At 65.0% G+C, this 22,937-nt stretch carries 28 protein-coding genes and 1 pseudogene; 13 read left to right on the top strand and 16 right to left on the bottom strand.

Features of this window, described 5'->3' with window-relative positions:
• Positions 1-76: 76 nt before the first annotated feature.
• A complete protein-coding gene (locus U5A89_RS20615; RefSeq protein ID WP_338162844.1) occupies positions 77-817 on the bottom strand; it encodes a DUF72 domain-containing protein in 741 nt (246 codons plus the stop codon).
• 113 nt (positions 818-930) lie between these two features.
• On the opposite strand from U5A89_RS20615, the gene U5A89_RS20620 reads away from it, so the two are divergent.
• Entirely contained in the window at positions 931-1,167 is a 237-nt protein-coding gene (locus U5A89_RS20620) for a DUF2061 domain-containing protein (protein ID WP_338162845.1), read from the top strand.
• Between the two features lie 14 nt (positions 1,168-1,181).
• Here the strand turns inward: U5A89_RS20620 and U5A89_RS20625 are convergent, their stop codons facing one another.
• A complete protein-coding gene (locus U5A89_RS20625; protein ID WP_338163138.1) occupies positions 1,182-1,847 on the bottom strand; it encodes a peptidylprolyl isomerase in 666 nt (221 codons plus the stop codon).
• Positions 1,848-2,114: 267 nt separating this feature from the next.
• Here U5A89_RS20625 and U5A89_RS20630 point away from each other — a divergent pair, with 267 nt between their 5' ends.
• Positions 2,115-2,492 (top strand): MerC domain-containing protein, encoded by a 378-nt coding sequence (locus U5A89_RS20630; RefSeq protein ID WP_338162846.1) that lies wholly within the window; start codon positions 2,115-2,117, stop codon positions 2,490-2,492.
• A 34-nt stretch (positions 2,493-2,526) separates the two neighbouring features.
• Here the strand turns inward: U5A89_RS20630 and glpX are convergent, their stop codons facing one another.
• Both glpX and U5A89_RS20640 read right to left on the bottom strand, forming a co-directional pair.
• Complete coding sequence (gene glpX, locus U5A89_RS20635) at positions 2,527-3,510, bottom strand: class II fructose-bisphosphatase (RefSeq protein ID WP_338163139.1); 984 nt, start codon at positions 3,508-3,510, stop codon at positions 2,527-2,529.
• 19 nt (positions 3,511-3,529) lie between these two features.
• Complete coding sequence (locus U5A89_RS20640) at positions 3,530-3,655, bottom strand: hypothetical protein (protein WP_338162847.1); 126 nt, start codon at positions 3,653-3,655, stop codon at positions 3,530-3,532.
• Here U5A89_RS20640 and U5A89_RS20645 point away from each other — a divergent pair.
• Positions 3,654-4,028: a hypothetical protein gene (locus U5A89_RS20645; RefSeq protein WP_338162848.1), complete on the top strand. Its 375-nt coding sequence runs from the start codon at positions 3,654-3,656 to the stop codon at positions 4,026-4,028. The two genes, U5A89_RS20640 and U5A89_RS20645, sit on opposite strands and share 2 nt — an antisense overlap.
• A 28-nt stretch (positions 4,029-4,056) precedes the next feature.
• On the opposite strand, the gene U5A89_RS20650 is transcribed toward U5A89_RS20645, so the two are convergent.
• A complete protein-coding gene (locus U5A89_RS20650) occupies positions 4,057-5,361 on the bottom strand; it encodes a homoserine dehydrogenase (protein WP_338162849.1) in 1,305 nt (434 codons plus the stop codon).
• 89 nt (positions 5,362-5,450) lie between these two features.
• Positions 5,451-6,323, bottom strand: coding sequence for a hypothetical protein (locus U5A89_RS20655; RefSeq protein ID WP_338162850.1), 873 nt, complete (start codon positions 6,321-6,323; stop codon positions 5,451-5,453).
• A 253-nt stretch (positions 6,324-6,576) separates the two neighbouring features.
• On the opposite strand from U5A89_RS20655, the gene U5A89_RS20660 reads away from it, so the two are divergent.
• From U5A89_RS20660 to U5A89_RS20680, 5 genes are all read left to right on the top strand, one after another.
• Positions 6,577-7,239: an energy transducer TonB gene (locus U5A89_RS20660; RefSeq protein ID WP_338162851.1), complete on the top strand. Its 663-nt coding sequence runs from the start codon at positions 6,577-6,579 to the stop codon at positions 7,237-7,239.
• Positions 7,240-7,311: 72 nt separating this feature from the next.
• Positions 7,312-8,067, top strand: a complete 756-nt coding sequence (locus U5A89_RS20665) for a MotA/TolQ/ExbB proton channel family protein (protein ID WP_338162852.1) — start codon at positions 7,312-7,314, stop codon at positions 8,065-8,067.
• Positions 8,068-8,182: 115 nt separating this feature from the next.
• A complete protein-coding gene (locus U5A89_RS20670; protein ID WP_338162853.1) occupies positions 8,183-8,671 on the top strand; it encodes an ExbD/TolR family protein in 489 nt (162 codons plus the stop codon).
• 24 nt (positions 8,672-8,695) lie between these two features.
• Complete coding sequence (locus U5A89_RS20675; RefSeq protein WP_338162854.1) at positions 8,696-9,118, top strand: ExbD/TolR family protein; 423 nt, start codon at positions 8,696-8,698, stop codon at positions 9,116-9,118.
• A gap of 217 nt (positions 9,119-9,335) precedes the next feature.
• Positions 9,336-9,665: a PilZ domain-containing protein gene (locus U5A89_RS20680; RefSeq protein WP_338162855.1), complete on the top strand. Its 330-nt coding sequence runs from the start codon at positions 9,336-9,338 to the stop codon at positions 9,663-9,665.
• A 607-nt stretch (positions 9,666-10,272) separates the two neighbouring features.
• Here U5A89_RS20680 and U5A89_RS20685 read toward each other — a convergent pair.
• Positions 10,273-12,060 (bottom strand): ABC transporter transmembrane domain-containing protein, encoded by a 1,788-nt coding sequence (locus U5A89_RS20685; protein WP_338162856.1) that lies wholly within the window; start codon positions 12,058-12,060, stop codon positions 10,273-10,275.
• Between the two features lie 183 nt (positions 12,061-12,243).
• On the opposite strand from U5A89_RS20685, the gene dgcA reads away from it, so the two are divergent.
• Positions 12,244-13,227, top strand: a complete 984-nt coding sequence (dgcA, locus tag U5A89_RS20690) for an N-acetyl-D-Glu racemase DgcA (RefSeq protein WP_338163140.1) — start codon at positions 12,244-12,246, stop codon at positions 13,225-13,227.
• Here the strand turns inward: dgcA and U5A89_RS20695 are convergent.
• From U5A89_RS20695 to U5A89_RS20705, 3 genes are all read right to left on the bottom strand, one after another.
• On the bottom strand, positions 13,221-13,619 hold the full coding sequence (locus U5A89_RS20695) for a hypothetical protein (RefSeq protein ID WP_338162857.1): 399 nt from the start codon (positions 13,617-13,619) through the stop codon (positions 13,221-13,223). The genes dgcA and U5A89_RS20695 overlap by 7 nt on opposite strands.
• Positions 13,620-13,988: 369 nt before the next feature.
• Positions 13,989-15,149: a mechanosensitive ion channel family protein gene (locus U5A89_RS20700; RefSeq protein ID WP_338162858.1), complete on the bottom strand. Its 1,161-nt coding sequence runs from the start codon at positions 15,147-15,149 to the stop codon at positions 13,989-13,991.
• An 85-nt stretch (positions 15,150-15,234) separates the two neighbouring features.
• A complete protein-coding gene (locus U5A89_RS20705; protein ID WP_338162859.1) occupies positions 15,235-16,242 on the bottom strand; it encodes a DNA topoisomerase IB in 1,008 nt (335 codons plus the stop codon).
• A 125-nt stretch (positions 16,243-16,367) separates the two neighbouring features.
• Between U5A89_RS20705 and U5A89_RS20710 the strand changes: the two genes are divergently transcribed.
• Positions 16,368-16,922, top strand: a complete 555-nt coding sequence (locus U5A89_RS20710) for a type 1 glutamine amidotransferase domain-containing protein (RefSeq protein ID WP_338162860.1) — start codon at positions 16,368-16,370, stop codon at positions 16,920-16,922.
• On the opposite strand, the gene U5A89_RS20715 is transcribed toward U5A89_RS20710, so the two are convergent.
• From U5A89_RS20715 to U5A89_RS20725, 3 genes are read right to left on the bottom strand one after another with little or no spacing between them, the layout of a single operon-like run.
• On the bottom strand, positions 16,912-17,589 hold the full coding sequence (locus tag U5A89_RS20715) for a hypothetical protein (protein ID WP_338162861.1): 678 nt from the start codon (positions 17,587-17,589) through the stop codon (positions 16,912-16,914). The genes U5A89_RS20710 and U5A89_RS20715 overlap by 11 nt on opposite strands.
• The gene (locus U5A89_RS20720; protein WP_338162862.1) at positions 17,586-18,950 is read right to left on the bottom strand and encodes a putative O-glycosylation ligase, exosortase A system-associated; all 1,365 of its coding nucleotides are present in this window, start codon (positions 18,948-18,950) and stop codon (positions 17,586-17,588) included. Before U5A89_RS20720 ends, U5A89_RS20715 begins: the two co-directional genes overlap by 4 nt.
• Complete coding sequence (locus U5A89_RS20725) at positions 18,943-19,080, bottom strand: hypothetical protein (RefSeq protein WP_338162863.1); 138 nt, start codon at positions 19,078-19,080, stop codon at positions 18,943-18,945. The genes U5A89_RS20720 and U5A89_RS20725 overlap by 8 nt, the downstream gene beginning before the upstream one ends.
• A gap of 106 nt (positions 19,081-19,186) precedes the next feature.
• On the opposite strand from U5A89_RS20725, the gene U5A89_RS20730 reads away from it, so the two are divergent.
• Positions 19,187-20,410 carry a TIGR04063 family PEP-CTERM/XrtA system glycosyltransferase gene (locus tag U5A89_RS20730; RefSeq protein WP_338162864.1) on the top strand — a complete coding sequence of 408 codons (1,224 nt, stop codon included), beginning with the start codon at positions 19,187-19,189 and terminating at the stop codon, positions 20,408-20,410.
• A gap of 38 nt (positions 20,411-20,448) precedes the next feature.
• Here the strand turns inward: U5A89_RS20730 and U5A89_RS21410 are convergent, their stop codons facing one another.
• Positions 20,449-20,610, bottom strand: a complete 162-nt coding sequence (locus U5A89_RS21410; RefSeq protein ID WP_445190682.1) for a hypothetical protein — start codon at positions 20,608-20,610, stop codon at positions 20,449-20,451.
• A 323-nt stretch (positions 20,611-20,933) separates the two neighbouring features.
• On the opposite strand from U5A89_RS21410, the gene U5A89_RS21415 reads away from it, so the two are divergent.
• Positions 20,934-21,488, top strand: a complete 555-nt coding sequence (locus U5A89_RS21415) for a hypothetical protein (protein ID WP_445190683.1) — start codon at positions 20,934-20,936, stop codon at positions 21,486-21,488.
• Between the two features lie 53 nt (positions 21,489-21,541).
• On the opposite strand, the gene U5A89_RS20740 is transcribed toward U5A89_RS21415, so the two are convergent.
• Both U5A89_RS20740 and U5A89_RS20745 read right to left on the bottom strand, forming a co-directional pair.
• Positions 21,542-21,913: a hypothetical protein gene (locus U5A89_RS20740; RefSeq protein ID WP_338162865.1), complete on the bottom strand. Its 372-nt coding sequence runs from the start codon at positions 21,911-21,913 to the stop codon at positions 21,542-21,544.
• A pseudogene (locus tag U5A89_RS20745) lies at positions 21,910-22,096 on the bottom strand (hypothetical protein). Before U5A89_RS20745 ends, U5A89_RS20740 begins: the two are co-directional and overlap by 4 nt.
• A gap of 115 nt (positions 22,097-22,211) precedes the next feature.
• Here U5A89_RS20745 and U5A89_RS20750 point away from each other — a divergent pair.
• Positions 22,212-22,880 (top strand): S24 family peptidase, encoded by a 669-nt coding sequence (locus tag U5A89_RS20750; RefSeq protein ID WP_338162866.1) that lies wholly within the window; start codon positions 22,212-22,214, stop codon positions 22,878-22,880.
• The last annotated feature ends 57 nt before the right edge of the window (positions 22,881-22,937 follow it).

Genomic DNA, 22,937 nt, shown 5'->3' on the forward strand with positions numbered 1-22,937 from the left:
GGGCCACTACGCCCGTCATATCATTGTAACAATCGCAAAGCGCGGCATGCTGATTGCACTAAATGCAACAGGTCTGTTACTTCAAAGCCACGATCATCGCCTGCGCCGCCGCCGGGTTGCGTTCCTTCGCCCCGCTGATGAAGAAGCTGAATATGTCGCCTTGCCGCGCCGCCGTCTTCGCGCGATCGGCCCAGTCCTCGATCTCGGACGGTGGGTAGCCGGTCGGTTCGTCCGCCCGCGCCCGCATCAACCGCATATAGGCAAAGCCGACATCATGGCCGGTGATCGCGGGATAATCGTCATGATCGGCCAGCACGATCGCCGCCCCCGCATCGCGCGCCATCGCCAGAAAGGCGGGGTCGTCGAAACTGGCATGCCGTACCTCCAGCGCGTGGCGCAGCGGTACGCCATCGACGCTGGACGGCAACAGCGCCAGGAACGCGCCGAAATCGTCCGGGTCGAATTGCTTGGTGGGCATGAACTGCCACAGGATCGGTCCCAGCCGGTCGCCCAGTTCGGCGATGCCCTGCCCGGTGAATTTGGCGATCGACTCGCCTCCTTCGGCCAGCAGCTTGCGATTGGTGCAATAGCGCGATGCCTTCACCGCGAATTGGAACCCGTCCGGCACCGCCTTGGCCCAATTGGCGAAGGTCGTAGGCTTCTGGCTGCTATAATAGGTGGCGTTCACCTCTGTCGCGGTCAGATGTTCGCCGACATAGGCCAGTTCGTCCTTCTGCCGCAGCCCGTCCGGATAAAAGCTGCCACGCCACGGCTCATAGACCCAGCCGCCAATCCCTACCCTGATCCGTCCCTCCATGCGCCGCTCCTTTGCCGCCATCCTGATCGGACACGACGATCAGAGCCAGCGGAAAAAGCCATTGGCCGATATTGCGAACGACTCTTAACTAAGCGACAGCAAGGAGACGCCCCATGTCGCTCGACCTCATCAAGACCGGCACTTACCTGACCATCCACCTGACCGTCGGTTTCACCGTCGCCTACCTCATGACCGGGTCGCTCGCGCTGGCGGGTGGCATCGCGCTGGTCGAACCGATGATCAATGCGGTCGCCTTCTTCTTTCACGAACAGGCGTGGAAGACGATCCAGGCCCGCTCACCGCGCGTTGGCGGGCGGCGCTGGAAGCGGGATCGGGCCGCGTTCGCCTGATCGCGCACAACTGTCTATTTCGCTGTCCGCTTGACGCCGATCAGCCACGGCTTCACCCCGCGCGTCGGCTTCGGCGTGCCGTCCAGCCGCCGGGCGCGCAGGATGGTGATGGGCTTTATGATCATCTGCCCGCGCATCGGCCCGGACCCGCAGCAGGTCGGCACCGCCAGAATCTTGCGCACCACATCCATGCCGCCCACGACATGACCGAACGCAGCATAGCCGATATAGGCTTCGCGCGCGTCCATGGTGGGGGTGGCGCCGATGGTGATGAAGAAATTGCCCATTGCCGAATTGGGCCTGTTGGGCCGCGCCATGGACAGCGTCGCATCCAGATGCAGGATGCCCGTCCGGCTCGTCGGCTCATGCGCAACGGGCGGCAGCGCGCGGCGCAGGTCGGTATCGATCCCGCCCTGGATCAGGCCATATTTCGGATCGCTCTTGCGCCGCGCCGCCCGATAGAAAGTGACGCCGTCGAACCGCCCGTCATCGACATAGGTCAGGAAATTGGCCGACGTGCGCGGCGCACGCGTCTGGTCCACCGCCACCACGATCGTGCCGACCGACGTTTCGATCGCCACACGGGTGAAGCCGGGCGTCGGCTTGTTGGCGGGCAGGGCGAAGGCCGCAACGGGTAATAGGCCGATCGACAGCAGGCATAGTCGGATAAAGCGCAGCATCGCCAGCCGCCCTAAAGCCGCCGCACCCGGCGCGCAACCGGTGCCGGGGCGCCGAACTCGGGCCACGCCAACCCGCCGGGCACGGTTTTGCCATGCCGATACTAGAGCCGGACGCCTTTGTTCTGACCCCTTCGAAACGAACGAAATACGGTGAATCGACCTATCGTCATTAGCCTCTAACGGACCGCGAACATCCAGCAAAAGTCCTCAGGAAAAATATCGATGTTATGTTGTAACCTATGATGCTTTAGCCTATGTGAAGCGACGATGAAGGTGACTCTCCGCCATGCCCTGACAACCGGTCGTGTGGATCGTATCGCGATCGCGCTGTCTGGCCTGTGCGTCGCCCATTGTTTCGCCACAGCGGTGATATTAGGCCTGCTGGCGTCGGCGGGCGGCATCTTCGAAAGCCCGATCTTCCACGAAGCGGGCCTGATGCTGGCGATCCTGCTGGGCGCTGTTGCGCTTGGCCATGGCGCCTTGGTGCATGGCTATATGATGCCCGCGGCGATCGGATCGCTGGGCCTTGGCGTCATGGCGGGCGCCCTCACCATGGATCATGGGTTGCAGGAAAGCGTCTATACGCTGATTGGCGTCGGCATATTGGCACTGGGCCACGACCTCAATCACCGCGCCGGGCGCTAATCTCCATTTTCCTTGCGTAGGCTGAGCGCGTCTCTCAGCTCTTCCCGTTATCCACCCGATGCTCGCCCTTGACCCAGCGCACCGTGCCGGTGCTGGCGCGCATCACCACGCTCTCAGTAGTCAGCTTGCCGCCGGGCAGGCGCTTGACCCCGTCCAGCAGCGACCCGTCGGTCACCCCGGTCGCAGCGAAGATACAGTCGCCCTTCGCCAGTTCCTTAAGGTCGTAAATCTTGTCGAGATCGGTGATGCCCCATTTGCGCGCCCGCGATTTCTCGTCCTCGTTGCGGAACAGCAACCTGCCCTTGAACTGACCACCGACGCAGCGCAATGCGGCGCAGGCCAGCACGCCTTCGGGCGCGCCGCCTGACCCCATATAGATGTCGATCGTCGTTTCCGGGTCGGTCGTGGCGATCACGCCTGCAACGTCCCCGTCCGGGATCAGCATGATGCCGCAGCCGATGGCGCGCAGTTCGCCGATCAGTTTCTCGTGGCGCGGCCGGTCCAGCACGCACACGATGATCTCGTGCGGATCGACCCCCTTGGCGCGCGCGACCGATTCGACATTCTCCCGGACGGAGCGCTTGAGGTCGATCGTCCCGTCGGGATAGCCGGGTCCGATCGCCAGCTTGTCCATATAGACGTCGGGCGCGTTCAGCAGGCCGCCTTCTTCGGAAATCGCCAGCACGGACAGCGCATTGGGACCGGCCTTGGCGGTGATCGTCGTGCCTTCCAGCGGGTCGAGCGCGATGTCGATCTTCGGCCCGCTGCCGATCGCGTTGCCGACCTTTTCGCCGATATACAGCATCGGCGCTTCGTCGCGTTCGCCTTCGCCGATAACGACGGTGCCGTCCATATAAAGGTCGTTGAAGGCCAGCCGCATCGCCTCGACGGCGGCGGCGTCGGCAGCCTTTTCGTCGCCCCGGCCAATCAGTTTCGACGCAGCGATCGCGGCGGCTTCGGTCACCCGCACCATTTCGAGCACCAGGACACGATCGAGGATCGAACTTGCCTGCACCATCATCGTCCCCTGCCTATTCTTATCGATCGACCCGATAGGAGTTTGGCCGACCCTTGTCGAGCAGGGAAGGGGGCAGGGTGGCCCATTCCGGCCTGTTCGCCATCGACATGATGCCGCCATTATTGGCTGCTTTTTCTATCCCCATGAAGCGACTCATCCCCGTTGGCGTCATGCTCTTCCTGGCTTCGTCACCCGCACCGGCCCAGGTGGAGGATGCCGACCCGCTGATGGCCGCCTATCGTCAAAAGACACAGGCCGTGCGCCGATGCGACCGTAGCGGCGATACGATCGTCGTGTGCGGGACGCAGGCGGAACGCAATGCGCGCGAACGCCTGCCGCTGCCCCGCGCGCCGGAGGAGGGCGCGACACCGCTGCCTGGCGATGTCCCGCGCGCATCGGCCGTGGCGGTCCGGCAGGGGAGCTGCGGGGTGATCGGCGGGCAGGGGGCCGGGTGCGTCGGCGGCCTGGATGCGCGCAAAATCCTGTCCGAGGCGGTCAAGGCAATCAGCGGCGATTGATCCCGGCGCGGCCCCAGCGCCGCCCGCATCAGTCAAGAATATGCATGACCATCGGCGTGTCGAGCAGGCTGTCCGATCCAGCCAGCCGCTCCAGCGTGCCCCGCACGCAGCTTTCCTCGCCCGCATGGGTAACGATGGCGACCAGCACGCCGTCGGCCTGGTTAGTGCCGCGCTGGATCATGCTTTCGATCGACACGCCCGCATCGCGGGTCGCGGCGGCGATTTCGGCCAGCACGCCCGGGCGATCCTGCACCTTGAAGCGCAGATAGGTGCGGCCGATGCGCGCGCCCGCATCCGCGGCGTTCTGCGGCGTCAGCGCGGCGACCGGCATGGCGAAGGCGTCGCCATATTCGTCACGCGCCACGTCGATCAGGTCGGCGACCACGGCGGAGGCGGTGGGACCATCGCCCGCGCCACGTCCCTGGAAGAAGAGCCGCCCGACGAAATTGCCCTCCGCCACCACGGCATTCAACGACCCATCGACATGGGCGAGCGGATGGTCGAGCGGCACCAGCATCGGATGGACGCGCTGAAACAGTCCGTCGGGGCCGTTCTGCGCCAGGCCGACCAGACGGATGCGGAAGCCGAGCGCCGCGGCTTCGGCGATGTCGGCGGCGATGACATGGCGGATGCCGGTGGTCGCGACCGCGCCGAAATCCAGTTCGGTGCCGAACGCCAGGCTGGCGAGAATCGTCAGCTTGTGCGCCGCATCCACGCCGTCGATGTCGAAGCTCGGATCGGCTTCGGCATAGCCCAGTTCCTGCGCTTCCTTGAGTACCTCGTCAAAGGCGCGGCCTTCCTTCTCCATCGTCGTCAGGATGTAATTGCAGGTGCCGTTCAGGATGCCGTAGACGCGGCTGATTTCGTTCGCGGCCGCGCCTTCGCGCATCCCCTTGATCACCGGGATGCCGCCTGCGACCGCCGCTTCATATTTCAGCGCCGTGCCGCCCGTCTCCGCCAAACGCGCCAGGTCCAGCCCGTGATGCGCCAGCATCGCTTTGTTGGCGGTGACGAAGGGCTTACCCAGTTTCAGACACTGGCGCGCCAGCGTCAGAGCCGGGCCGTCTGCCCCGCCGATCAACTCCACCACCACATCGACATCGTCGCGCGTCGCCAGCGTCGTCATGTCGTCCACCCATTCATAGGGCGACAGATCGACGCCGCGATCCTTGTTGCGGTCCCGCGCGGAGATGGCGACGATCTGGATCGGGCAGCCTGCGCGGCGGGCGATCAGGTCGCCATTGGCGTTGAGCAGCCGAATCACCCCGCCGCCCACCGTGCCGAGGCCGACAAGCGCGACGCGCAGCGGGGCATGGCGGTGCAGATTGGTCATGGCGGCGTCTCTTCCTTATGCGGCTGATAAACGCCGCGCTGATAGCCGCCCGCGCGACACTGTCCAAGAAAAAGCGGGCGGCGTGCGAATCAGGTCGGCGTTCGCGTCCGGCCGCACGGGCCGAGTGAGGCGATGACGACACCATAATCGGCGCGCGCGGCGTCCGCGTCCGGGGTCGGCAACGTCCGCACGGCGCGCGCGGGCAGCGTCGCGGGCAGGGTGCAGGCCAGGCGATACCATAGCAGGCTGCCAGGCTCGGGCGCGCGCGCCGCTTCATCCATGATCTCGCCCAGCGCGACCGCCCAATGCGGCGGCTGGCCGGGGCGGCGCAGGATCGACAGCGACACCGGATCGCCATTTTCCGTGCGCAGGAATATTTGCGTCTCCCCTTCGCCCGCGACCGTGCCTGCGACATGGAAGGCGTCGCCGAGGTCCAGGATGCGCGGCGGCGCATTGGGGGCGACCAGCGCTGACAGCACGCCCTTCACCCGCTCGACCTCTGCCGGGGTCGCCGGGATCTGCGCATCGGGGGTCGTCAGCTGGATTTCGCCGGGCCGTCCGCCGGGGCGGGCAAAAATGATGACCTGCGCCTTTTTATATTTAGGCACCTTGCCTCGCGCATCGATCGGTGCGTCGTACAGATAGGTTACGGTAGGACTGATGCCCCCCTCGCCGCGAATCAGACCCGTCACATCGGCCTCCACGAACAGCCTTTTATGGCCCGCCGGGACCGTGCCGGCCTGCTCCGGCTTCAAATTGATGATGTTGCGAATCCGCACATTGGCCACGAGCGGCGCTTTGTCCGCCAGGTCTACAATGTCGGCATAGGACAGGGTTCCCCCGCCACCCGATGGTTGCGTTACCACTGGACGACTTTGTGCGGAGGCTGGGAAAACCGGGGCGGATGCGGCGGAAATGAGGCAAAACAGACCCACGCGGCTTAAGCAGATGGCGGATTTCATCGTCAGCTTCGTCCTATATTTTGGCCCGTGGCAAGGATGTCACAGGCAAGTCATTCCGATATGAAATGGTAACCGCAAATGAACAAATCGATAAAGCGTTTGCGTGCCACGATGCGCCGCGATAGGAGTTCGAACGGTAGCAAATGAACGGGCAGGGGCCAAAGGTGACCAAGGGAGCTTGGTCGGCTTGGGTCGTTTTTGGCTGATTTTGTATAAACCACTGGTAAGATGAGTTAAGGAGTGTCGTTGCCGAATGGCCTATGCTGACCACTCGCAAGGATCGAGTCGGACTGTCTCGATCGTCATCGTCGCCCTGATTCACGCTGTTCTTGGCTATGCCTTCGTCACCGGTCTTGGCATGAAATATGTCAAAAAGGCGGCAGAACAGCTGAACGTGATCGACGTGAAAGAGGAACCGCCACCACCGGACGAGGAGCCGCCACCGCCGCCGCCAGATCAGCCGATCGAGCCGCCGCCGGTTGTCGCGCCTCCGCCGATCGTGCAGACCCCGGCGCCTGCGCCGCCGATCCAGACGGTTCGGACGCCGCCTCCGGTGTTCAATCCGATCCCGGTCGCCGCACCGCCGCCGCCCCCGGCTCCGCCACCCCCGCCGGCCCAGGCCGCCACACGCGCTTCGCCGCGTGGCGCTCCGGGTAGCTGGGTCAGCGACGCTGACTATCCGAGCCGCGCCCAGCGCGAAGAACGTTCGGGTACGGCTGGTTTCCGTCTGGAAATCGGTGCCGATGGTCGGGTCACTAGCTGCACCATCACCTCTTCGACCGGTCATGCCGACCTCGATGAGGCGACCTGCCGCCTGCTGCCGAAGCGTGCGCGCTTCAAGCCGGCCAAGGGGTCTGATGGCGCGGATATGCCCGATACCTATAACGGGCGTATCACCTGGCGTTTGCCGGAATAATCCTGATCGGGCAGGCGTGCGCTCGGCGCCGCCTCGCCCTAGCTTGATCTCATTGAGAGGGAAGTCTTGAACATGTTGATGTATCTCGCAGCTGCGGCTCCGAAGCCGGAAAACCCCTATGGTCTTGTCGAAGCCCTTGAGCAGGGCGGCGTCATTGCCTGGACCGTCTTCATCATTCTGTGCGGCATGTCGGTCGGCACTTTCTACATTCTGTTCACCAAGCTGATCGAACAGCAGAAGGTGATCAACCAGGGCAAGAAGGTTCGTGCGACCTTCTGGCGCGCCGGTTCGCTCAAGGAAGCGTCGGCCAAGCTCGAAAAGAACTCCGCCTACAAGCAGATCGTCGACGACGGCATCAAGGCGCAGGAAGAGCATAGCAAGCTGAAGGATCCGGTCGAAGCGCATGACTGGCTGCACGGCTCGCTGGCCCGTTCGGAAGCCGGCATCAACTCGTCGCTCGGTGGCGGCCTCGCTTTCCTCGCGACCGTTGGTTCGACCTCGCCGTTCATCGGTCTGTTCGGTACGGTTATCGGCATCTACCGCGCGCTCATCAAGATCGGCGCTGCCGGTCAGGCTTCGATCGACGCCGTCGCCGGTCCGGTCGGTGAAGCGCTGATCATGACCGCCCTGGGTCTGGCCGTCGCCGTTCCTGCGGTGCTGGCCTACAACTTCCTGCAGCGTCGCAACAAGACCATCGCAGAGCAGCTGAACGGCTTCACCGTCGATCTGCTGGCCTATCTGGTTTCGGACGGCGCCGTGAAGCCGACCGTCGGCCCGGCCCCTGCCGCGCCGATCGCCAAGCCGGTTGCTACGCCGACCAAGGCCTGATTGCCTTAATACGCCGGTTGGGAAACCGGGCGGCGGCTGCGACCGCCCGGATTTCCCGCCGGACGTGGGCCTCGGTTAGCGAGGCGCCATCGACACCAAGGTTAGGATAGTATCAATGGCAATGAGTGTTGGCCCCGGCGGCGGTGACGACAAGCCCTTGTCCGACATCAACACGACGCCGCTCGTCGACGTCATGCTGGTGTTGCTCATCATCTTTCTCATCGCGGTCCCGGTCGTGGTTCAGACGGTCGATCTGCAGCTTCCCAAGGTTGCATTCGAACCTACGACCACGAAGCCGGAAAATGTTTCCCTCTCGGTCAATTCCGCGGCGGATGGCAGCTGCCAGGTCTATTGGAACATGACGAAGGTCACGTCCGACGATCTGCTGAACCGTGCGGTCGCAAAGCTCGAAGCGGATATCAAGAAGGCGGGCGGCGTCGAAAATATGACGCCGGAAGATCTGCCCGAAGTGCATATCCGCGGCGACATCAACACCCCCTATCGTTGCATCGGCGGGACCATCTACACGATGCAGCGCGCTGGCTTCCCGAAGGTTGGCTTCATCTCCGAACCGGAACCCGGTTCGACGACGCAGCGCCTGTGACCAGCTGATTAAGGAGATTTCGCTATGGCTATGAGCATGGGCTCCGATGATGGTGAGCCGATGATGGAAATGAACACGACGCCGTTGATCGACGTCATGCTCGTTCTGCTCATCATGTTCATCATCACCATTCCGATCCAGACCCACGCGGTAAAGATCGACCTGCCCCAGAACGCGCCGCCAACCGACAGCGTGATCGACCCGGTAAAGAACAAGGTCGCGATCGACCCGGCCGGGATCATCACCTGGAACGGCGCGCCGATCGACCTTCTGACCCTGCGCCAGTATCTGCAGCAATCGCTGCGGTTGCCCGTAGAGCCGGAACTGCAGTTCCAGCCGAATGCGCAGACGCGCTATGTGACCGTCGATGAAGTGTTGGCGGAGATCAAGCGCGCAGGCGTGACGAAGCTGGGCTTCGTCGGCAATGAGCAATATGGCAGCTTCTGATCGCTGACGTCCGGCAGCGTCCATCTCGCACAAGACTTCCCGGTTTTCGGGATGGCGCGGGCCGGACTAGGCGGCAGAATATATGTCTTTATGAAAGGGTCGCCTTCGGGCGGCCTTTTTTTATATCGGCTGCGTTACGTCCCGCCTGACGGGTGGCATTTAACCTTTTGCTTACCCCGATGGAGGATACCGATCCAAAGTTAGCGCGGTGTCAGCCATGGGTGCGGAACGTAAGACAGACTATGATCGCAAGGCACGGGCGGCCGAGCGTCGCCATGTGCAGATCGCCGTCAAGGTTCGGCGGCCGGGGGAAACCTGGTTCACCAGCCGGATCACCGACGTGTCCGTCACCGGATTTCGCCTGCAGAGCTTCATGAAACTCACCATCGGCAGCGATCTGTGGATCATGCTCCCCGGCTTCGAAGGCCGTCGCGCCCGCGTGCTGTGGACCCGCGGTCCGGACTCGGGCTGCGCCTTCGAACGTCCGCTTCATCCGGCGATCCTCGACCATATCGTCAGCGCCAATCAAGGCGTGGGGGCGCGCTGAAACGAGCGTAGGGCGCTTATTGCGCCGTCAGCGATAACGCGTACGTGCATGGCCGCCGCGCTGGAGCGATTTCCACTCGGATGGAATCGCTCATGACCCGGAACCGAAGGGCAGCGCTGCTAAATCGCGGTGAGCCATAAAGCTAGAGCGATTGATCCGGTGTAATCGCACTGTAAACCGCTCCAATCGCGAACTGCGCCAGCCGATAGGCGGGATCTACCTATCGTCGTCGCCACACGCCAGAGCATCGCGCTGTTAACCGGACCCGGTCGGGCTGCGCATGTCGAAGCCTTTCTTCACGTGCTGCCGTCCGATCGGCTCTTTGATACAGCTGATCATGATATAGCGCAGTGCCAAACGACAGTGGCAGGAACCAGCGCCGTTCCCTGGCGAAGGCGGGGGCCGGTCCCGCGCTCTGGATTGAACTCCTGATCGAAGTCACGCGCCGCGGGACATCTTCGCTGGAGAAGTTGACTGGTCCGACGCGTCCTTATCATCGCAGGTTATATCATAGGTTGGCAACGCGCCTGTGGCGGTCCGGGGCCAGCATCTGTCGCCGCGTTACCTACCTGCTCCGCGCTAATGTCAGCCCCCCAACCGCCAAGAATCAAGCCGCCGGGCTATCCTGAAACTGCAGGCTGGCCAGCCGGGCGTAAAGGCCATCCAGCGCCACCAGCGACGCGTGGTCGCCCTGTTCCACGATCCGACCCTCATCCATCACGATGATGCGATCGGCGGCCCGCACGGTTGCCAGGCGATGCGCGATGACGATCGTGGTGCGCCCCTGCATCAACCGCCCCAACGCATCCTGCACCAGCCGCTCGGATTCGGCGTCGAGCGCCGACGTCGCCTCGTCCAGCAACAGGATCGGCGCATCGCGCAACAGCGCGCGCGCGATCGACAGGCGCTGACGCTGACCGCCCGACAGGCGTGCGCCGCCCTCGCCCAAGTGGCTGTCCAGCCCCTGCGGCAGGGCGCGCAGGAAGCTTTCGGCATTGGCGGCCCGCACCGCCGCCCAGATCTGCTCATCGGTCGCGTCCCAACGCCCGTAGCGCAGATTGTCGCGCGCCGACGCGGCGAAGATCACGCTGTCCTGCGGCACCATCGCCATCATCGCGCGCGAGGCGGCAGGATCGGCATCGGGCAAGGCGACGCCATTCAACCGCACCACGCCTGTCGCGGGATCGTAAAAGCGCAACGCCAACTGGATCAGCGTCGACTTCCCCGCCCCGGACGGGCCGACCACCGCGACCGTCTCCCCCGGCGCGACCGCGAAAGACACGCCATGCAGCGCCGCCTGGTCCGGTCGGGTGGGATAATGGAAATGCACATCCTCGAAGGACAGGTTGGCGCCATGCGCAGTGGCGGGCAGCGGCGCGGGCTGCGCAGGCGGGACGATATCCGGCACCGCGTTCATCAGTTCGTGCAACCGGCTCGCCGCGCCCGCGCCGCGCAGTAGGTCGCCCCAGCTTTCCGACAGCGAGCCGAACGCCCCGGCCACCAGCCCGCCGGTCAGCACGAACGCGGCAATGCTACCCCCCGACAGCTTGCCCGCCGCGACATCCAGCGCGCCCTGCCACATGACCGCGGTGATCGATCCGAACACCAGCGCGATGACCAGCGCCGTCATCACCGCGCGCAGGCCGATCCGCCGCCGGGCAGTGGCGAAGCCGCTTTCCACCGTCGCGTCGAACCGCGCGGCTTCGCGACGTTCCTGGTTGAACGCCTGCACGATCTTCATCGCGCCCAGCACTTCGCTGGTGACGCTGCCGATGTCGGCCAGCCGATCCTGGCTGGCGCGCGACAGGCCGCGCACCCGCCGACCCAGGCCGATCAGCACCAGCAGGATGAATGGGATGCCCAGCAACAGCATCGCCGCCAGCTTGGGCGCCAGCGCGAAAAGATAGATGAGGCCACCCAGCCCCGTCACCATATTGCGCAGCGCGACCGACACGGTGGATCCCACCACCTGCTCGACGATCGCGGTATCGGCGGTCATGCGCGACGCGATTTCCGACGGGCGGTTTTCCTCGAAGAAGCGGGGCGCCTGCCGCAGGAGATTGGCCTGCGTCGCGCTACGGATGTCGGCGACCACCCGCTCGCCCAGCCAGGACACGAAATAGAAGCGCAGCGCGCTGGCGATCGCGAGAACGATGACGATCATCAACAGATATTCGAACCAGCGACTGATGTCGCCGCCGCCCATGAAGCCGCGATCGATGACCAGGCGGAAGCCGCTAGGGATGCCCAGCGTTGCCGCCGACGATACGATCAGCCCGACCAGCGCCCCGGCGATCCGCCCCGGATAATGGCGGGCAAAGCCCCACAGCATCGCCAGGCTGCCAAGGGCGGGTCGCGCATCGGCGCGGGCGGTGGCTATCGGGGCATCCTCCATGGCTGCGGCGCTTAGCAGCAGGCTCGCCGCGCCTCAATGGGGCGTTCGAGGCGGGCCCAACATGGCGCCGCTGATGGCAGGCCATGACCGCAAAAACATGCGCCGCCCGCGATCGTCGGACTATGCCGACCATCCCCTTCTCGCCTACAGGCGCAGGATCGATTGATGACGCAGGGAAAGCCGATGACCCATATCCTATCCGCGACCGTCGAACGCTGGCCGGTGGCGGGCGCCTTCGTCATTAGCCGGGGGGCCAAGACGCATGTCGACGTGATCGTCTGCACCGTGAGCGACGGCGCGCAGGAAGGGCGCGGCGAGGGCACGGCCATCTATTATGAGGGCGAAAGCGCGGAGGGCTGCGTCGCGGCGCTCCAGGCCTATGCCGGGCCGCTGGATCGCCAGGCGCTGCTGACACACATGCCGCGCGGCGCGGCGCGCAACGCGCTGGACTGTGCGCTATGGGATCTGGAAGCCAGGCAGGCGGGCGTGCCGGTGTGGCAACTGGCCGGGCTGGCCACGCCAGTGCCGTTGCAGACCGCCTTCACCATCAGCCTGGGCGCGCCGGACGCGATGGAGGCGGATGCCCGCGCAGCGGCGGCGCGGGGCTTTACGCTGCTCAAATGCAAGCTGACCGGCGAGGGCGACCGCGCGCGCATCGCGGCGGTGCGCGCGGGCGCACCTGCCGCGCGCCTGATCGTCGACGCCAATGAAAGCTGGCACGCCATGGACATAGCGGCGGAGGCCGCCGCGCTCGCGGCGCTGGGGGTCGAAATGGTCGAGCAGCCGATCGTCCATGGGCAGGAAGCGCGCCTCGCCGGGGTCCGCGCGCCCTTGCCGCTCTGCGCCGACGAAAGCTGCCACACCCGCGCCGACCTCGACCGGCTGGGCGATTTCGATGCGGTCAATATCAAGCTGGACAAGGCAGGCGGGTTGACCGAGGCGCTGGCGCTGACGCAGGAAGCGCGCGCGCGCGGCTTCCGCATCATGGTGGGCTGCATGTTGGGCACGTCGCTCGGCATTGCGCCCGCCGCGCTGGTAGCGCAGGGGGCGGACTGGATCGATCTGGACGGCGCGCTGTTGCTGGCGCAGGACCGGGTCGGCGGCCTGCCCTTGCGCGACGGGCTGTTGTCGCCCGGCACGCTTTGGGGGCAGGGTCGGTATCAGTAACCCAGCGTCAGCCCGACCGCATAATATTTCGGGCCGACATTGGCCTTTGCTCGCACCTTAGGCAACAGCGGCATCGCCAGCGTGGCATAGGGGCGCGTATTGTCACCACTGAACCGCACGCCTGCGCCGATCGTGGCGGACAGGGGGATGGTATAGGCGGCCTCGATCCGACCATAGAGTTTCGTGTCGCCATCGCGCACATAGACGCCCGCGCCCGGCGTCAGGCTGAACCCCGCCAGCCCGAACGCATAGCCCGCGCCGACCTCCGCCCCCCAATGACCGTCCGCCCGCCCATAATTGGCCTCCGCGCCCAGCCCTTCGGCATGGGCGGCGGGGGGCAGGGCGGCGGCGGCGAGCGCCAGCGTGGCGAGGGGGAGGCGCAAGGTCTTCATGGAACGGCGCGTAGGGCGCTGCGCCGCTGGCGGCAAGGGGTGGCATGACGAGGCGAGTCGGTTGTGCGGCGGGATGCGGTGGACTGGTTGCGTCGCGCATCGGCGCGCAGAGGAGAATATGTCTCCGGCAGCATTGGGTGGTTTATTACCAGTCCCCTCCCGCAAGCGGGAGGGGCAGCGAGACTTGCGCGCGCAGCGCGTTAGTCGCAGCGGAGTGGGCCAGCGCCAGGTCGCGCTTGCCCACCCCCTAACCCCCTCCCGCCAGCGGGAGGGGAATAACGTCGGCAATTGGCTGCCCCCAGAAATTCCTTCGTCATCCCGGGCTTGACCCGGGATCCCGCTACCTTTCTCCAGCACGCCCCCTTAACCCTATTCCCCCACAGCCCGCACCGGCTGCACATCGGGATAGGGCATGATCGCCCGCCCGTCCGGCCCGGCGGTGATGCTTGTCTGCGTGGGATAGGCGAACTCGATCCCCTCCGCATTGAAGCGCTTCCAGATGGCGAGGCCGATGCGGTGGCGCATCTGGAAATAGTCGTGATGGTCGGGGTCGGGCACGTCGAAATTGAGCTGATAATCCAGGCTGCTCGCGCCAAAAGCGATGATCCCGGCGTTGACGAAGATCAGCCCCTCGGCCTCCACAATCTCGGCCAGAATCGCTGGAATCGCCTCCGCCTTCGCCTCGTCCGTCTGGTAGATGATGCCGATAGCGTAGGTCACGCGGCGCTGGGTCAGCGTCTGCAGGCTGGTGATTTCCTTTTGCAGCAGATTGGCGTTGGACACGACCTTGCGCTCGCCCGACATGGCGCGCAGCCGCGTGCTTTTGAGGCCAATCCGCTCGACCCGCGCAGTGGTCTGGTCGAACTGGATGATCTCGCCCCGGCGGAACGGCTTGTCGAAGATGATCGAGAGCGCCGCGAACAGGTCGGAGAATATCCCCTGCGCAGCCAGGCCGATGGCGATGCCGCCGATGCCCAGCCCCGCGACCAGGCCGGTGACGTTGACGCCCAGATTGTCCAGCACCACGATCGCCGCGATCGCGAACAGCGCGAAGCTGACGAGGACGCGGATCAGGCCCATCGCATTGGCCAGCGTCTCGGCCCCGCCCGCTTCCGCCAACGTCTTGCGTTCGATCAGGCCCAGGATGATCTCCCGCGCCCACAGCGCTGCCTGCAACACGGTGGCGATGGTGAAGAGGAAGCCGATGGTCTTGCTGACCGCGACCGGCGCGTCGGCATAGCCTACCACCAGGCGCGCCGCGACCAGCGCCATGAAGAAATGGGTGGTGCGTGCCGCCGCCCGGCCCAGCACATTGGCATAGTCGAGCGGATCGCCCCGCGTCCCCTTGTGCCGTTTGCCGAATTCGCGCAGCGCGGCCAGCGCCAGATAGATCATCGTGCCGACGCCGATGGCGATCAAAATCTGCAGATAATGGACCTGGAACCAGTCGACGGTGCTGTGCCACATGGCGCGTAAATTGGGCGCATGGGCGCTGAGGTCGGGAAGGGCGGTGTCTTTCTTGTCGGCCATGCTGTTCCGTCTGGCTGGAGCGATTGCGGCGCGACCTTAGCGATCGTCGCCCGCAAAATCGCCTTATAATGTCGGTGCGCGACGGTCAGGCCGCGACCGCTAACGGCGTGCAATCGGCAATTCCGTCCAGAAAGGCAATCAACCCACGCTCCCCGCGCGACAGATAGCGCGTCTGGCGCGGCAGGCGCAGGGCGGCGCGCCAATCGTCCTGCCCATCCTTGCACAGCGCAAGCAGGGCTGGGTGGACATAGGATTTGCGGCTGATGGCGGGGGTGTTGCCCAATGCCTGCGCGACCGGGGCGAGCAGATCCTTGAGCGACACATGCCCCGCCGCCAATGTTTCGAAGGCAATGGTGGACGCGCCCCAGGTGCGGAAATGCTTGGCGGTAAAAGGACCGCCCATGGCGTCGGCGATATAGGCGTTGACGTCGCTGGAACTGATCGGATGCGCCTCACCCGCTTCGTCCAGATATTGGAACAGATGCTGGCCCGGCAGATCCTGCACCTGCCGAACGAAGCGCAGCAGGCGGCTGTCGGTGATGGTCAGTTGCTGGTCCTTGCCCGACTTGGCGCGATAGCGCAGCGTCAGCGAACGGCCGTTCAGGTCGACATGGCGGCGGCGCAGCGTCGTCGCGCCGAAACTCTTGTTGGTGGTGGCATAATGTTCGTTGCCCACGCGCAGCTTTGCCAGGTCAAGCAGGCGCACCACGGCGGCCAGCGTGCGATCCTTGCGCAGCCCGCGACGCGACAGGTCCGCCTCCAGCCGGGCGCGCAACTTGGGCAGGGCGCGGCCAAAGTCGGGGCACCCGGCATATTTCTCCGCGTCGCGCGCGGCGCGGAAGTCGGGGTGGTATCGATATTGTTTGCGCCCCCTGTCGTCATAGCCGGTCGCCTGGATATGGCCCAGGCCCGACGGACAGTACCAGCAATCGACATAGGCGGGCGGCAGGGCGATCGCATTCAGCCGGTCGATCTCGTCGCGGTCGATGATGCGGTCGCCATCGATATCATAATAGGCCCAGCCGCGCTTCAGCTTGCGCCGCGTGATGCCGGGAACGCTATCGTCTGCATGGGCGACCGGGGGTTGGGCCATCTATCCTGCGCCTTCTTATTCTTGTTCTTGCTTGATCCCGAAAACCCGCCGTTCATCGCTTCGTTCCGCAACTTCCGCCGTCGCTGCCCGTTAGGACAGGCCTCCCCCCAATGAAGGAACATCCCATGCCTGCTATCGAGGAAAGCCGCATCCTAATCGTCGCGACCGACGGTTTCGAACAGTCCGAATTGTTCGACCCGCGCCAGGCGCTGATCGATGCGGGCGCCGAAGTCGTTCTTGCCTCGCCCGACACGAAGCCCATCCAGGGCATGCAACATGATGAGAAGGGCGACACGATTACGCCTGAAATTACGCTGGATGCGGTGAAGATCGCCGAATATGACGGCCTGATCCTGCCCGGCGGCGTCGCCAATCCCGACACGTTGCGCACCAATGACAAGGCGGTGGAGATCGTCCGCGCCTTCGTCGAATCGGGCAAGCCCGTCGCGGCGATCTGTCACGGGCCATGGCTGCTGGTGGAAGCGGGCGTCGTATCGGGGCGGACGGTCACGTCCTGGCCGTCGGTGCGCACCGACCTCAGCAACGCAGGGGCTACGGTGGTCGATCAGGCGGTCGTGGTCGACGGCAACCTGATCACCAGCCGCAAGCCCGACGACATCCCCGCCTTTGTCGACGCGTTCAAGACGGCGGTGGCGAAGGCGGAGGCGGTCACGGCCTGACCGGCGCGATGTCCAGCCGCCAGGGTAGAAGCTGACGGCGCAGCATCGACAGATGCGCCAATATCCACGCTGCGCAGACGATGACGATCGGCGCGGCGAAGGGCAGGGCGCCCGGGAAGCAGAGCGATGTGGCGGTGGCGGCAACGCCGCCGCCCAGCGCGATCGCCAGCGCGCGCGGTTCCCCATCCGGGCCGCGCAGCCACACCATACAGCCTACGACCCCGGTCAAAAAGCAGGCGACCAGGTGCAACGCCGTTGCCCCCGGCAATCCAACCGCAGTGATCAGCAGCACCAGCGCCGCCGTCGCAACCGACAGCGACCGCGCGTCCAGCAGCCAGGTGACGATCGGATAGGCCAGCAATTCGCACGCCAGCGCCGCCAGCAGGATCGCGACTGCAAGCGCGCCATGGCCCACGATCATCGCCGCCAGCGCCGCCGCGCCCCATCGGAACAGCCGCGTCGGCGCCATGCGGATATGGCTGAACCAGCCCCAAATGCCGGGCCGCAGCGTGAAACGCCGATCCGCCAGCCGCAACTGAAAGCCCCCGACCAGCAGCAGAGCGTCGATCCCCCAGGGTAGCAGGTCAGGCGCCACCAGCGGGCAGGCCAGAACCAGCCCCAGCACCAACCCATGGGCAAGCCCGAGCAACCGCACTTCTCCGCTCACGCCGTCACGCTCCGCCGCGCGGCCAGTGTCGCGGCCAGATCGTCCCGCGCCGCCGTCTTGCGCAGCCGCGTCAAATAGGTGTCCAGCCCGATCTGCAACGCCAGCATCATGAAGATGAAGGGCTGATAGGCGATGCCCACGAACAAGGATCCGATCATATAGACGACATGCCCCTGTTGCAGGGCGACGGCGAAGGGCGCGATCCACGCCTCGTCCGGCCCGTCTCTCGTCCGATAGGTGCGGCGGATCGATTCGGTGCGGATGAAGCAGATGCCGTGGATCAACGCCCAGATGAAGAAGCCGAAATAGCCCTGTTCGCCCAGCATCTCGAAATAGGCGCTGTGATAGGCGCGGCCCTTGTCGGTGACGATGCGCCGCTCGATCCGCGCGCCGCCGCTATCGACCACGGTGCTCTGGGCGAAATAGGTGAAGCTGTTCTGCAGATAATTGTCGAAGCCGCCGCCGCCCGGATGCTGCTTCACATAATCGAGCGTCCACATCCACACCGCGACCCGGGTGGAGGCGCTTTCGTCGCCCTGGTGATTCTCGATCGTGCCCATGCGCTGCGTGAAACTGGCGGGGAGGAAGGGGATGGCGGCCAGCGCGGCTACCGCGATCAGCGGGCCGTAGACGAATTTGCGCTTCGACCGCATCAGCATCATGCCAAAGAGAATGACGAGGCAGACTAGGCCCGTCCGCGCTTCCGTCCCGATCGGCATCAACATGCAGGCCAGGCATAGCGCATAGCAAAAGCCCTTCACCTTCCAGTCCGGTGGGAAGATCGTGCCATGCTGCGACAGCCACAGGATCAACGGCATCAACGATATGGCGACGCAGCTGATGATGGAGCCTTCATACAGGCCGCTATTATTTTCGACCATCAGGTTGAGCACGCCATAGCCGCCGCCCGACAGCGCCGTCTTCATGCCGCCATTGATGATGATGGTACTGGCGCACAGGATCATGAAGACGGTCAGCGCCTCGATCCGCAACCGCGTGCGCAGCACCAGCGGCAGGAAGATGCCGGCGATGATCGCCTTCCACACCCAATTCCATTTGGTCAGCGCCTCGACCGGGAAATCAGCGGTCATGGTGGTATAGCCGCAATAGGCGACCAGGACGAGCATCAGCCCCTGCCGCACGGAGAATCGGCAATCCTTCTTGTCGTCCATCACCAGCCAGGCGCCGACCATCGCGGCAAAGGCCATGGCGGAAATCGGAATCGTGTTCAGCAGGAAATAGGACAGTCGCTGCGGCGAGACGATGTCGATATAGGCATAGACCGCGACCAGCAGGAACGGCCGTTTCAGGCCCATCAGCCCGAATAGGCCAAGGAAGGCAATGAAGAACAGGTCACGCATCGACGTGCGGCTCCGGTGCCGAAGGATGCTGCGGCGGTGGGTCGCGATCCAGTTCAGCGCGCGGCAGCAATCGCCACGCGGCAAGCAGGATCACGCCATGGCTGATCAGCAGGGAAAGGGCGTCGATCATCGCGCGGCGATCTTAGGGGCAGGGGTGATTCCGTTCGGCACGATTCACCCACTAACGCGACAGAGTTGACGGGCCGTTAAACCTTTTCCGGCAGATAAAGCGGGCTATGACTCGCATTCTCCACGTCCTGGACCACAGTCTGCCGCTCCATAGCGGCTATACCTTTCGCACCCGCGCGATCCTGCGCGCGCAGATCGCCCGGGGCTGGGACGTGCGCGGCATCACCGGCCATCGCCACGCGGCGGAGGGGCCAGCGGAGGAACTGGTCGACGGCCTGACCTTCCACCGCACGCCCGGCGCACCGGCAAGTGGCAATCCTCTGATTCGCGAATGGCGCGACATTGCTGCTCATGCCGATGCGATCGACGCACTGGTGCGGCAATGGCGGCCGGACGTCATCCATGCCCATTCGCCGGTACTGAACGCCATCGCCGCGCAGCGCGTCGCCAAGCGCCACAACCTGCCGATGATCTACGAAATCCGCGCTTTCTGGGAAGATGCGGCGGTCGGCAACGGCACCGGGGTCGAAGGCAGTCCGCGCTATTGGCTGACCCGCCAGCTGGAAACCCATGCCGTGCGCGCGGCCGATGCCGTCGCGGTCATCTGCGAAGGGCTGCGCGGCGACCTGATCGCGCGCGGCGTGGCGGCGGACAAGATCATCGTGTCGCCCAATGGCGTCGACATGGACCAGTTCGGCGCACCGGTCGATCGCGACCCGGCGCTGACCGCCAAGCTGGGGCTGGAGGGTGCCGACGTGGTCGGCTTCATCGGCAGCTTCTACGATTATGAAGGGCTGGACGACCTGATTGCAGCCATGCCGCGACTCGTGCGGGCCCGGCCCCGGGCCAAGCTGCTGTTGGTCGGTGGCGGCCCGCGCGAACAGGCGCTGCGCGAACAGGCGCTGGCGTCGCCCTTTGCCGACCATATCGTCTTCGTCGGTCGCGTGCCGCACGACCAGGTCGAACATTATTATGCGCAGGTCGATATCCTGGCTTATCCGCGGAAGGCGATGCGCCTGACCGATCTGGTCACGCCTTTGAAACCGCTGGAGGCGATGGCGCAGGGCCGCCTGGTCGCTGCGTCCAGCGTCGGCGGGCATCGCGAACTGATCGAGGATGGCGTCACCGGCACCCTGTTCGCGCCGGACGATCCGGCCGCCATCGCTACCGCGCTGGCAGGCCTGTTCGCTGATCGTGCCGGATGGGACGAACGCCGCGCCGTCGCCCGCGCCTTTGTCGAGCGCGAGCGTAACTGGTCGTCAAACATTTTGCGTTACGAGCCTGTTTACCAACGGCTGTTGCGTCCTGCCCGGACGCGGGCCGCCGCATGAACAAGGGTTGAAGAATAAGTGTCGGCAGGCGTGCACACTCAGCGGGGAATGGCGATGGCGGCCTTGGGCGGCCTGGCCATGGCGCTGCTGATTCTATGCATTCCGGTCGGCCTGATGGAAATGATCGTGGCGTCGAGCGGGCTGAGCGAGGCCTGGCCCGCCGCCGCGCCGCCTCTGGGTTTGAAGGCGCGCCTGATCATGGCGGGCTTCGCAGGATTGATGACGTTTGGCCTGATCGGGCTTGCGCGTCGCGATGCCGGATTGCCGGCACAAGATAATGGGAAAGGACGCGCCCATCGCGTCCAGGGAGCACATAAAATGGGTTTCGCATTCTCCAAGCTCACCGCACTGGCGCGCGGCCGCGCCGTTCCTGGCCTGGGACCGGACACCGGACCGGACGCGCCGATCCTGCGCCGCGCCGATGCGCATCCCGACGCCCCGTCGCGCCCGCCGATCTTCGCGAGCCGCGACTTCGACGGCATCGACATTTTCCCGCGCGGTGAATCGGGCCGCCGGAGTTCTGGTGGCCCGCCGCGAACCGGAAGTAGAAGACAGCGTCGTGCCGTTCGGCCACCTCACCATGCCCAGCGCGCCGATGCCGCTGTCGGACGACCAACTGCCCCAGCCGACCTTTCTACGCCCCGCCGGACCCTTCGCCGGGCCGACGCTGGTGGAGGATGAGGACGATTATGACGACGAACCGGTCGCCCAAACTGATCCGTCGATAGACGAATCGCCCGTTGCCGCGCCGTCCTCGGTCGATCAGCCATGGGCGCAGCCTGACGCAGCTCCCTTCGTCGCGCCATCCGCCTTCGCTCAACCTGCCGAACCGCTGCGTCCTGCGCCCTTGCCGCTGCCATCCACCCACGGCCTGTCGATCGCGGAGCTGACGACGCGGCTGGAACGCGGCCTTGCGCACCGTTCGCGCACCGTCGCGCCATCGGCGGCTGGCCGCGGCGTCATCGCCGACATGCCCGTCGCCCCCGCCGTACCGGTGCGCCCGGCGGTGGAGCAGGATGCCGACGAAGCGCTCCGCGCCGCCCTTGGCGCGCTGCGCTCCATGGCCGGACGACGCTGATATCGGGGAGGGCGGCGAAGGCGCTCGCATCCTTCGCCGCCCTCCCACCCATCTTACCAATCCTCGATCGTCAGCGCCGACAGTTCCAGCCAGACGCCGTCCATATCCGCGTCGCCATCATCGACGCTGATGTCGGCGACGAAATGCCCCGGCAATACCCACTCCGCGTCAGCCAGGCCGTGCATGAAGGCCATCCCCCGCTCCGGAAAGTCTTCGCCGCTCAGCCGTAGCCGGATGACATGACGGCGCCCTTCGAACAGAGCGCTGGCCCAGGGGCGACTGGTCGCTCGTTCGACTATGGCGGGCTGACCCGCCCGATCCAGCAATTGCGCCAGCAACCGGGGCAGGGGATCGTCCTGCCGACCGCCGATAGCTTTATTTCGGATCAGATTGGCCGATCCGTACCCATGATCCATACTTGTCATTGGCTTACGCTCCTGCGATATGTGTTCATGAAATGTTCTATCCGTCTCCGCACCCGATCCCCCGGCTCCCGGCCCAGGCGCAGGTCGAACACCAGCCGGGGGGTCGCGTGCGCATTCGCGCCCGAACCGGGTCGGCGGCATTTTAAATTCGTGCAGAAACACCTCGATCATACGCAGCAGCATTGGCTTTCATCTCCCCATTCAGGCCGACTCGCCCCATGCAAGCCGATAGGTTTATTCCTATCTCAAACTGAATTTCCTACTTGTCTAGGAAAATTCCTATCTTTATGGAATGGATATGGATGAATCGCAGCATAGTCGGATCGCGCTGGATCGGTTGATCGCCGAACGGGGGGAAAATTATGCCGATCTGTCCCGGCTGATCGGCCGCAACCCCGCTTATATTCAGCAGTTCATCAAACGCGGGACGCCGCGCAAACTGGATGAGGAGGATCGCCGCGTCCTGGCGCGCTATTTCGGCGTGCCCGAACAGATGCTGGGCGGCACAGCGACGCCGGTGACTGCGCCCACGCGGATGCGCGGCGTCCCGGCCGTCATCGCCGTGCCGCGCCTGGCGCTCGGCGCATCGGCGGGCGTGGGATCGCTGGATGAGGATGAGCAGGCGGCGGGCGTCATGGCGTTTGACGCGCGCTGGCTGCGCCATCTGGGCGTGCGGCCGCAGCGCGTCTCAATCATCCGGGTCGACGGCGAATCGATGGCGCCGACGCTCAATGATGGGGACGACATCATGGTCGATCATGACGACGACGCCACCCGCCTGCGCGACGGCGTCTATGTGCTGCGGCTGGATGGGGTGCTGATGGTCAAGCGTGTCGCCATGGGGCCACGGCGCGGCTGGTTCAGCGTGGTCAGCGACAATCCCCATTATCCCGACTGGAACGACATCGATCCGGCGCTGGTGGACATTGTCGGTCGGGTGGTATGGAGCGGCAGGCGCTTACATTAAGCATTACAACATGCGGGAGCGCATCCCACCTGCCGGGCGTTGCCTGTCATGATAGGC

Origin of the sequence: Sphingobium sp. HWE2-09 (genome assembly GCF_035989265.1) — a bacterium.
Lineage (GTDB): Bacteria > Pseudomonadota > Alphaproteobacteria > Sphingomonadales > Sphingomonadaceae > Sphingobium.

What these genes read in the sequence shown, in the direction of transcription:
- U5A89_RS20650 (WP_338162849.1), bottom strand. Translation starts at nt 5,361, where the DNA reads ATGACCAATCTGCACCGCCATGCCCCGCTGCGCGTCGCGCTTGTCGGC.
- U5A89_RS20620 (WP_338162845.1), top strand. Translation starts at nt 931, where the DNA reads ATGTCGCTCGACCTCATCAAGACCGGCACTTACCTGACCATCCACCTG.
- U5A89_RS20750 (WP_338162866.1), top strand. Translation starts at nt 22,212, where the DNA reads ATGGATGAATCGCAGCATAGTCGGATCGCGCTGGATCGGTTGATCGCC.
- U5A89_RS20740 (WP_338162865.1), bottom strand. Translation starts at nt 21,913, where the DNA reads ATGACAAGTATGGATCATGGGTACGGATCGGCCAATCTGATCCGAAAT.
- dgcA (WP_338163140.1), top strand. Translation starts at nt 12,244, where the DNA reads ATGACCCATATCCTATCCGCGACCGTCGAACGCTGGCCGGTGGCGGGC.
- U5A89_RS20705 (WP_338162859.1), bottom strand. Translation starts at nt 16,242, where the DNA reads ATGGCCCAACCCCCGGTCGCCCATGCAGACGATAGCGTTCCCGGCATC.
- U5A89_RS20680 (WP_338162855.1), top strand. Translation starts at nt 9,336, where the DNA reads ATGGGTGCGGAACGTAAGACAGACTATGATCGCAAGGCACGGGCGGCC.
- U5A89_RS20625 (WP_338163138.1), bottom strand. Translation starts at nt 1,847, where the DNA reads ATGCTGCGCTTTATCCGACTATGCCTGCTGTCGATCGGCCTATTACCC.
- U5A89_RS20655 (WP_338162850.1), bottom strand. Translation starts at nt 6,323, where the DNA reads ATGAAATCCGCCATCTGCTTAAGCCGCGTGGGTCTGTTTTGCCTCATT.
- U5A89_RS21410 (WP_445190682.1), bottom strand. Translation starts at nt 20,610, where the DNA reads ATGATCAGGCGCGCCTTCAAACCCAGAGGCGGCGCGGCGGCGGGCCAG.
- U5A89_RS20725 (WP_338162863.1), bottom strand. Translation starts at nt 19,080, where the DNA reads ATGATCGACGCCCTTTCCCTGCTGATCAGCCATGGCGTGATCCTGCTT.
- U5A89_RS20640 (WP_338162847.1), bottom strand. Translation starts at nt 3,655, where the DNA reads ATGGGGATAGAAAAAGCAGCCAATAATGGCGGCATCATGTCGATGGCG.
- U5A89_RS20720 (WP_338162862.1), bottom strand. Translation starts at nt 18,950, where the DNA reads ATGCGTGACCTGTTCTTCATTGCCTTCCTTGGCCTATTCGGGCTGATG.
- U5A89_RS20675 (WP_338162854.1), top strand. Translation starts at nt 8,696, where the DNA reads ATGGCTATGAGCATGGGCTCCGATGATGGTGAGCCGATGATGGAAATG.
- U5A89_RS20670 (WP_338162853.1), top strand. Translation starts at nt 8,183, where the DNA reads ATGGCAATGAGTGTTGGCCCCGGCGGCGGTGACGACAAGCCCTTGTCC.
- U5A89_RS20710 (WP_338162860.1), top strand. Translation starts at nt 16,368, where the DNA reads ATGCCTGCTATCGAGGAAAGCCGCATCCTAATCGTCGCGACCGACGGT.
- U5A89_RS20700 (WP_338162858.1), bottom strand. Translation starts at nt 15,149, where the DNA reads ATGGCCGACAAGAAAGACACCGCCCTTCCCGACCTCAGCGCCCATGCG.
- U5A89_RS20630 (WP_338162846.1), top strand. Translation starts at nt 2,115, where the DNA reads ATGAAGGTGACTCTCCGCCATGCCCTGACAACCGGTCGTGTGGATCGT.
- U5A89_RS20645 (WP_338162848.1), top strand. Translation starts at nt 3,654, where the DNA reads ATGAAGCGACTCATCCCCGTTGGCGTCATGCTCTTCCTGGCTTCGTCA.
- U5A89_RS20665 (WP_338162852.1), top strand. Translation starts at nt 7,312, where the DNA reads ATGTTGATGTATCTCGCAGCTGCGGCTCCGAAGCCGGAAAACCCCTAT.
- U5A89_RS20660 (WP_338162851.1), top strand. Translation starts at nt 6,577, where the DNA reads ATGGCCTATGCTGACCACTCGCAAGGATCGAGTCGGACTGTCTCGATC.
- U5A89_RS20695 (WP_338162857.1), bottom strand. Translation starts at nt 13,619, where the DNA reads ATGAAGACCTTGCGCCTCCCCCTCGCCACGCTGGCGCTCGCCGCCGCC.
- U5A89_RS20685 (WP_338162856.1), bottom strand. Translation starts at nt 12,060, where the DNA reads ATGGAGGATGCCCCGATAGCCACCGCCCGCGCCGATGCGCGACCCGCC.
- U5A89_RS20730 (WP_338162864.1), top strand. Translation starts at nt 19,187, where the DNA reads ATGACTCGCATTCTCCACGTCCTGGACCACAGTCTGCCGCTCCATAGC.
- U5A89_RS20615 (WP_338162844.1), bottom strand. Translation starts at nt 817, where the DNA reads ATGGAGGGACGGATCAGGGTAGGGATTGGCGGCTGGGTCTATGAGCCG.
- glpX (WP_338163139.1), bottom strand. Translation starts at nt 3,510, where the DNA reads ATGGTGCAGGCAAGTTCGATCCTCGATCGTGTCCTGGTGCTCGAAATG.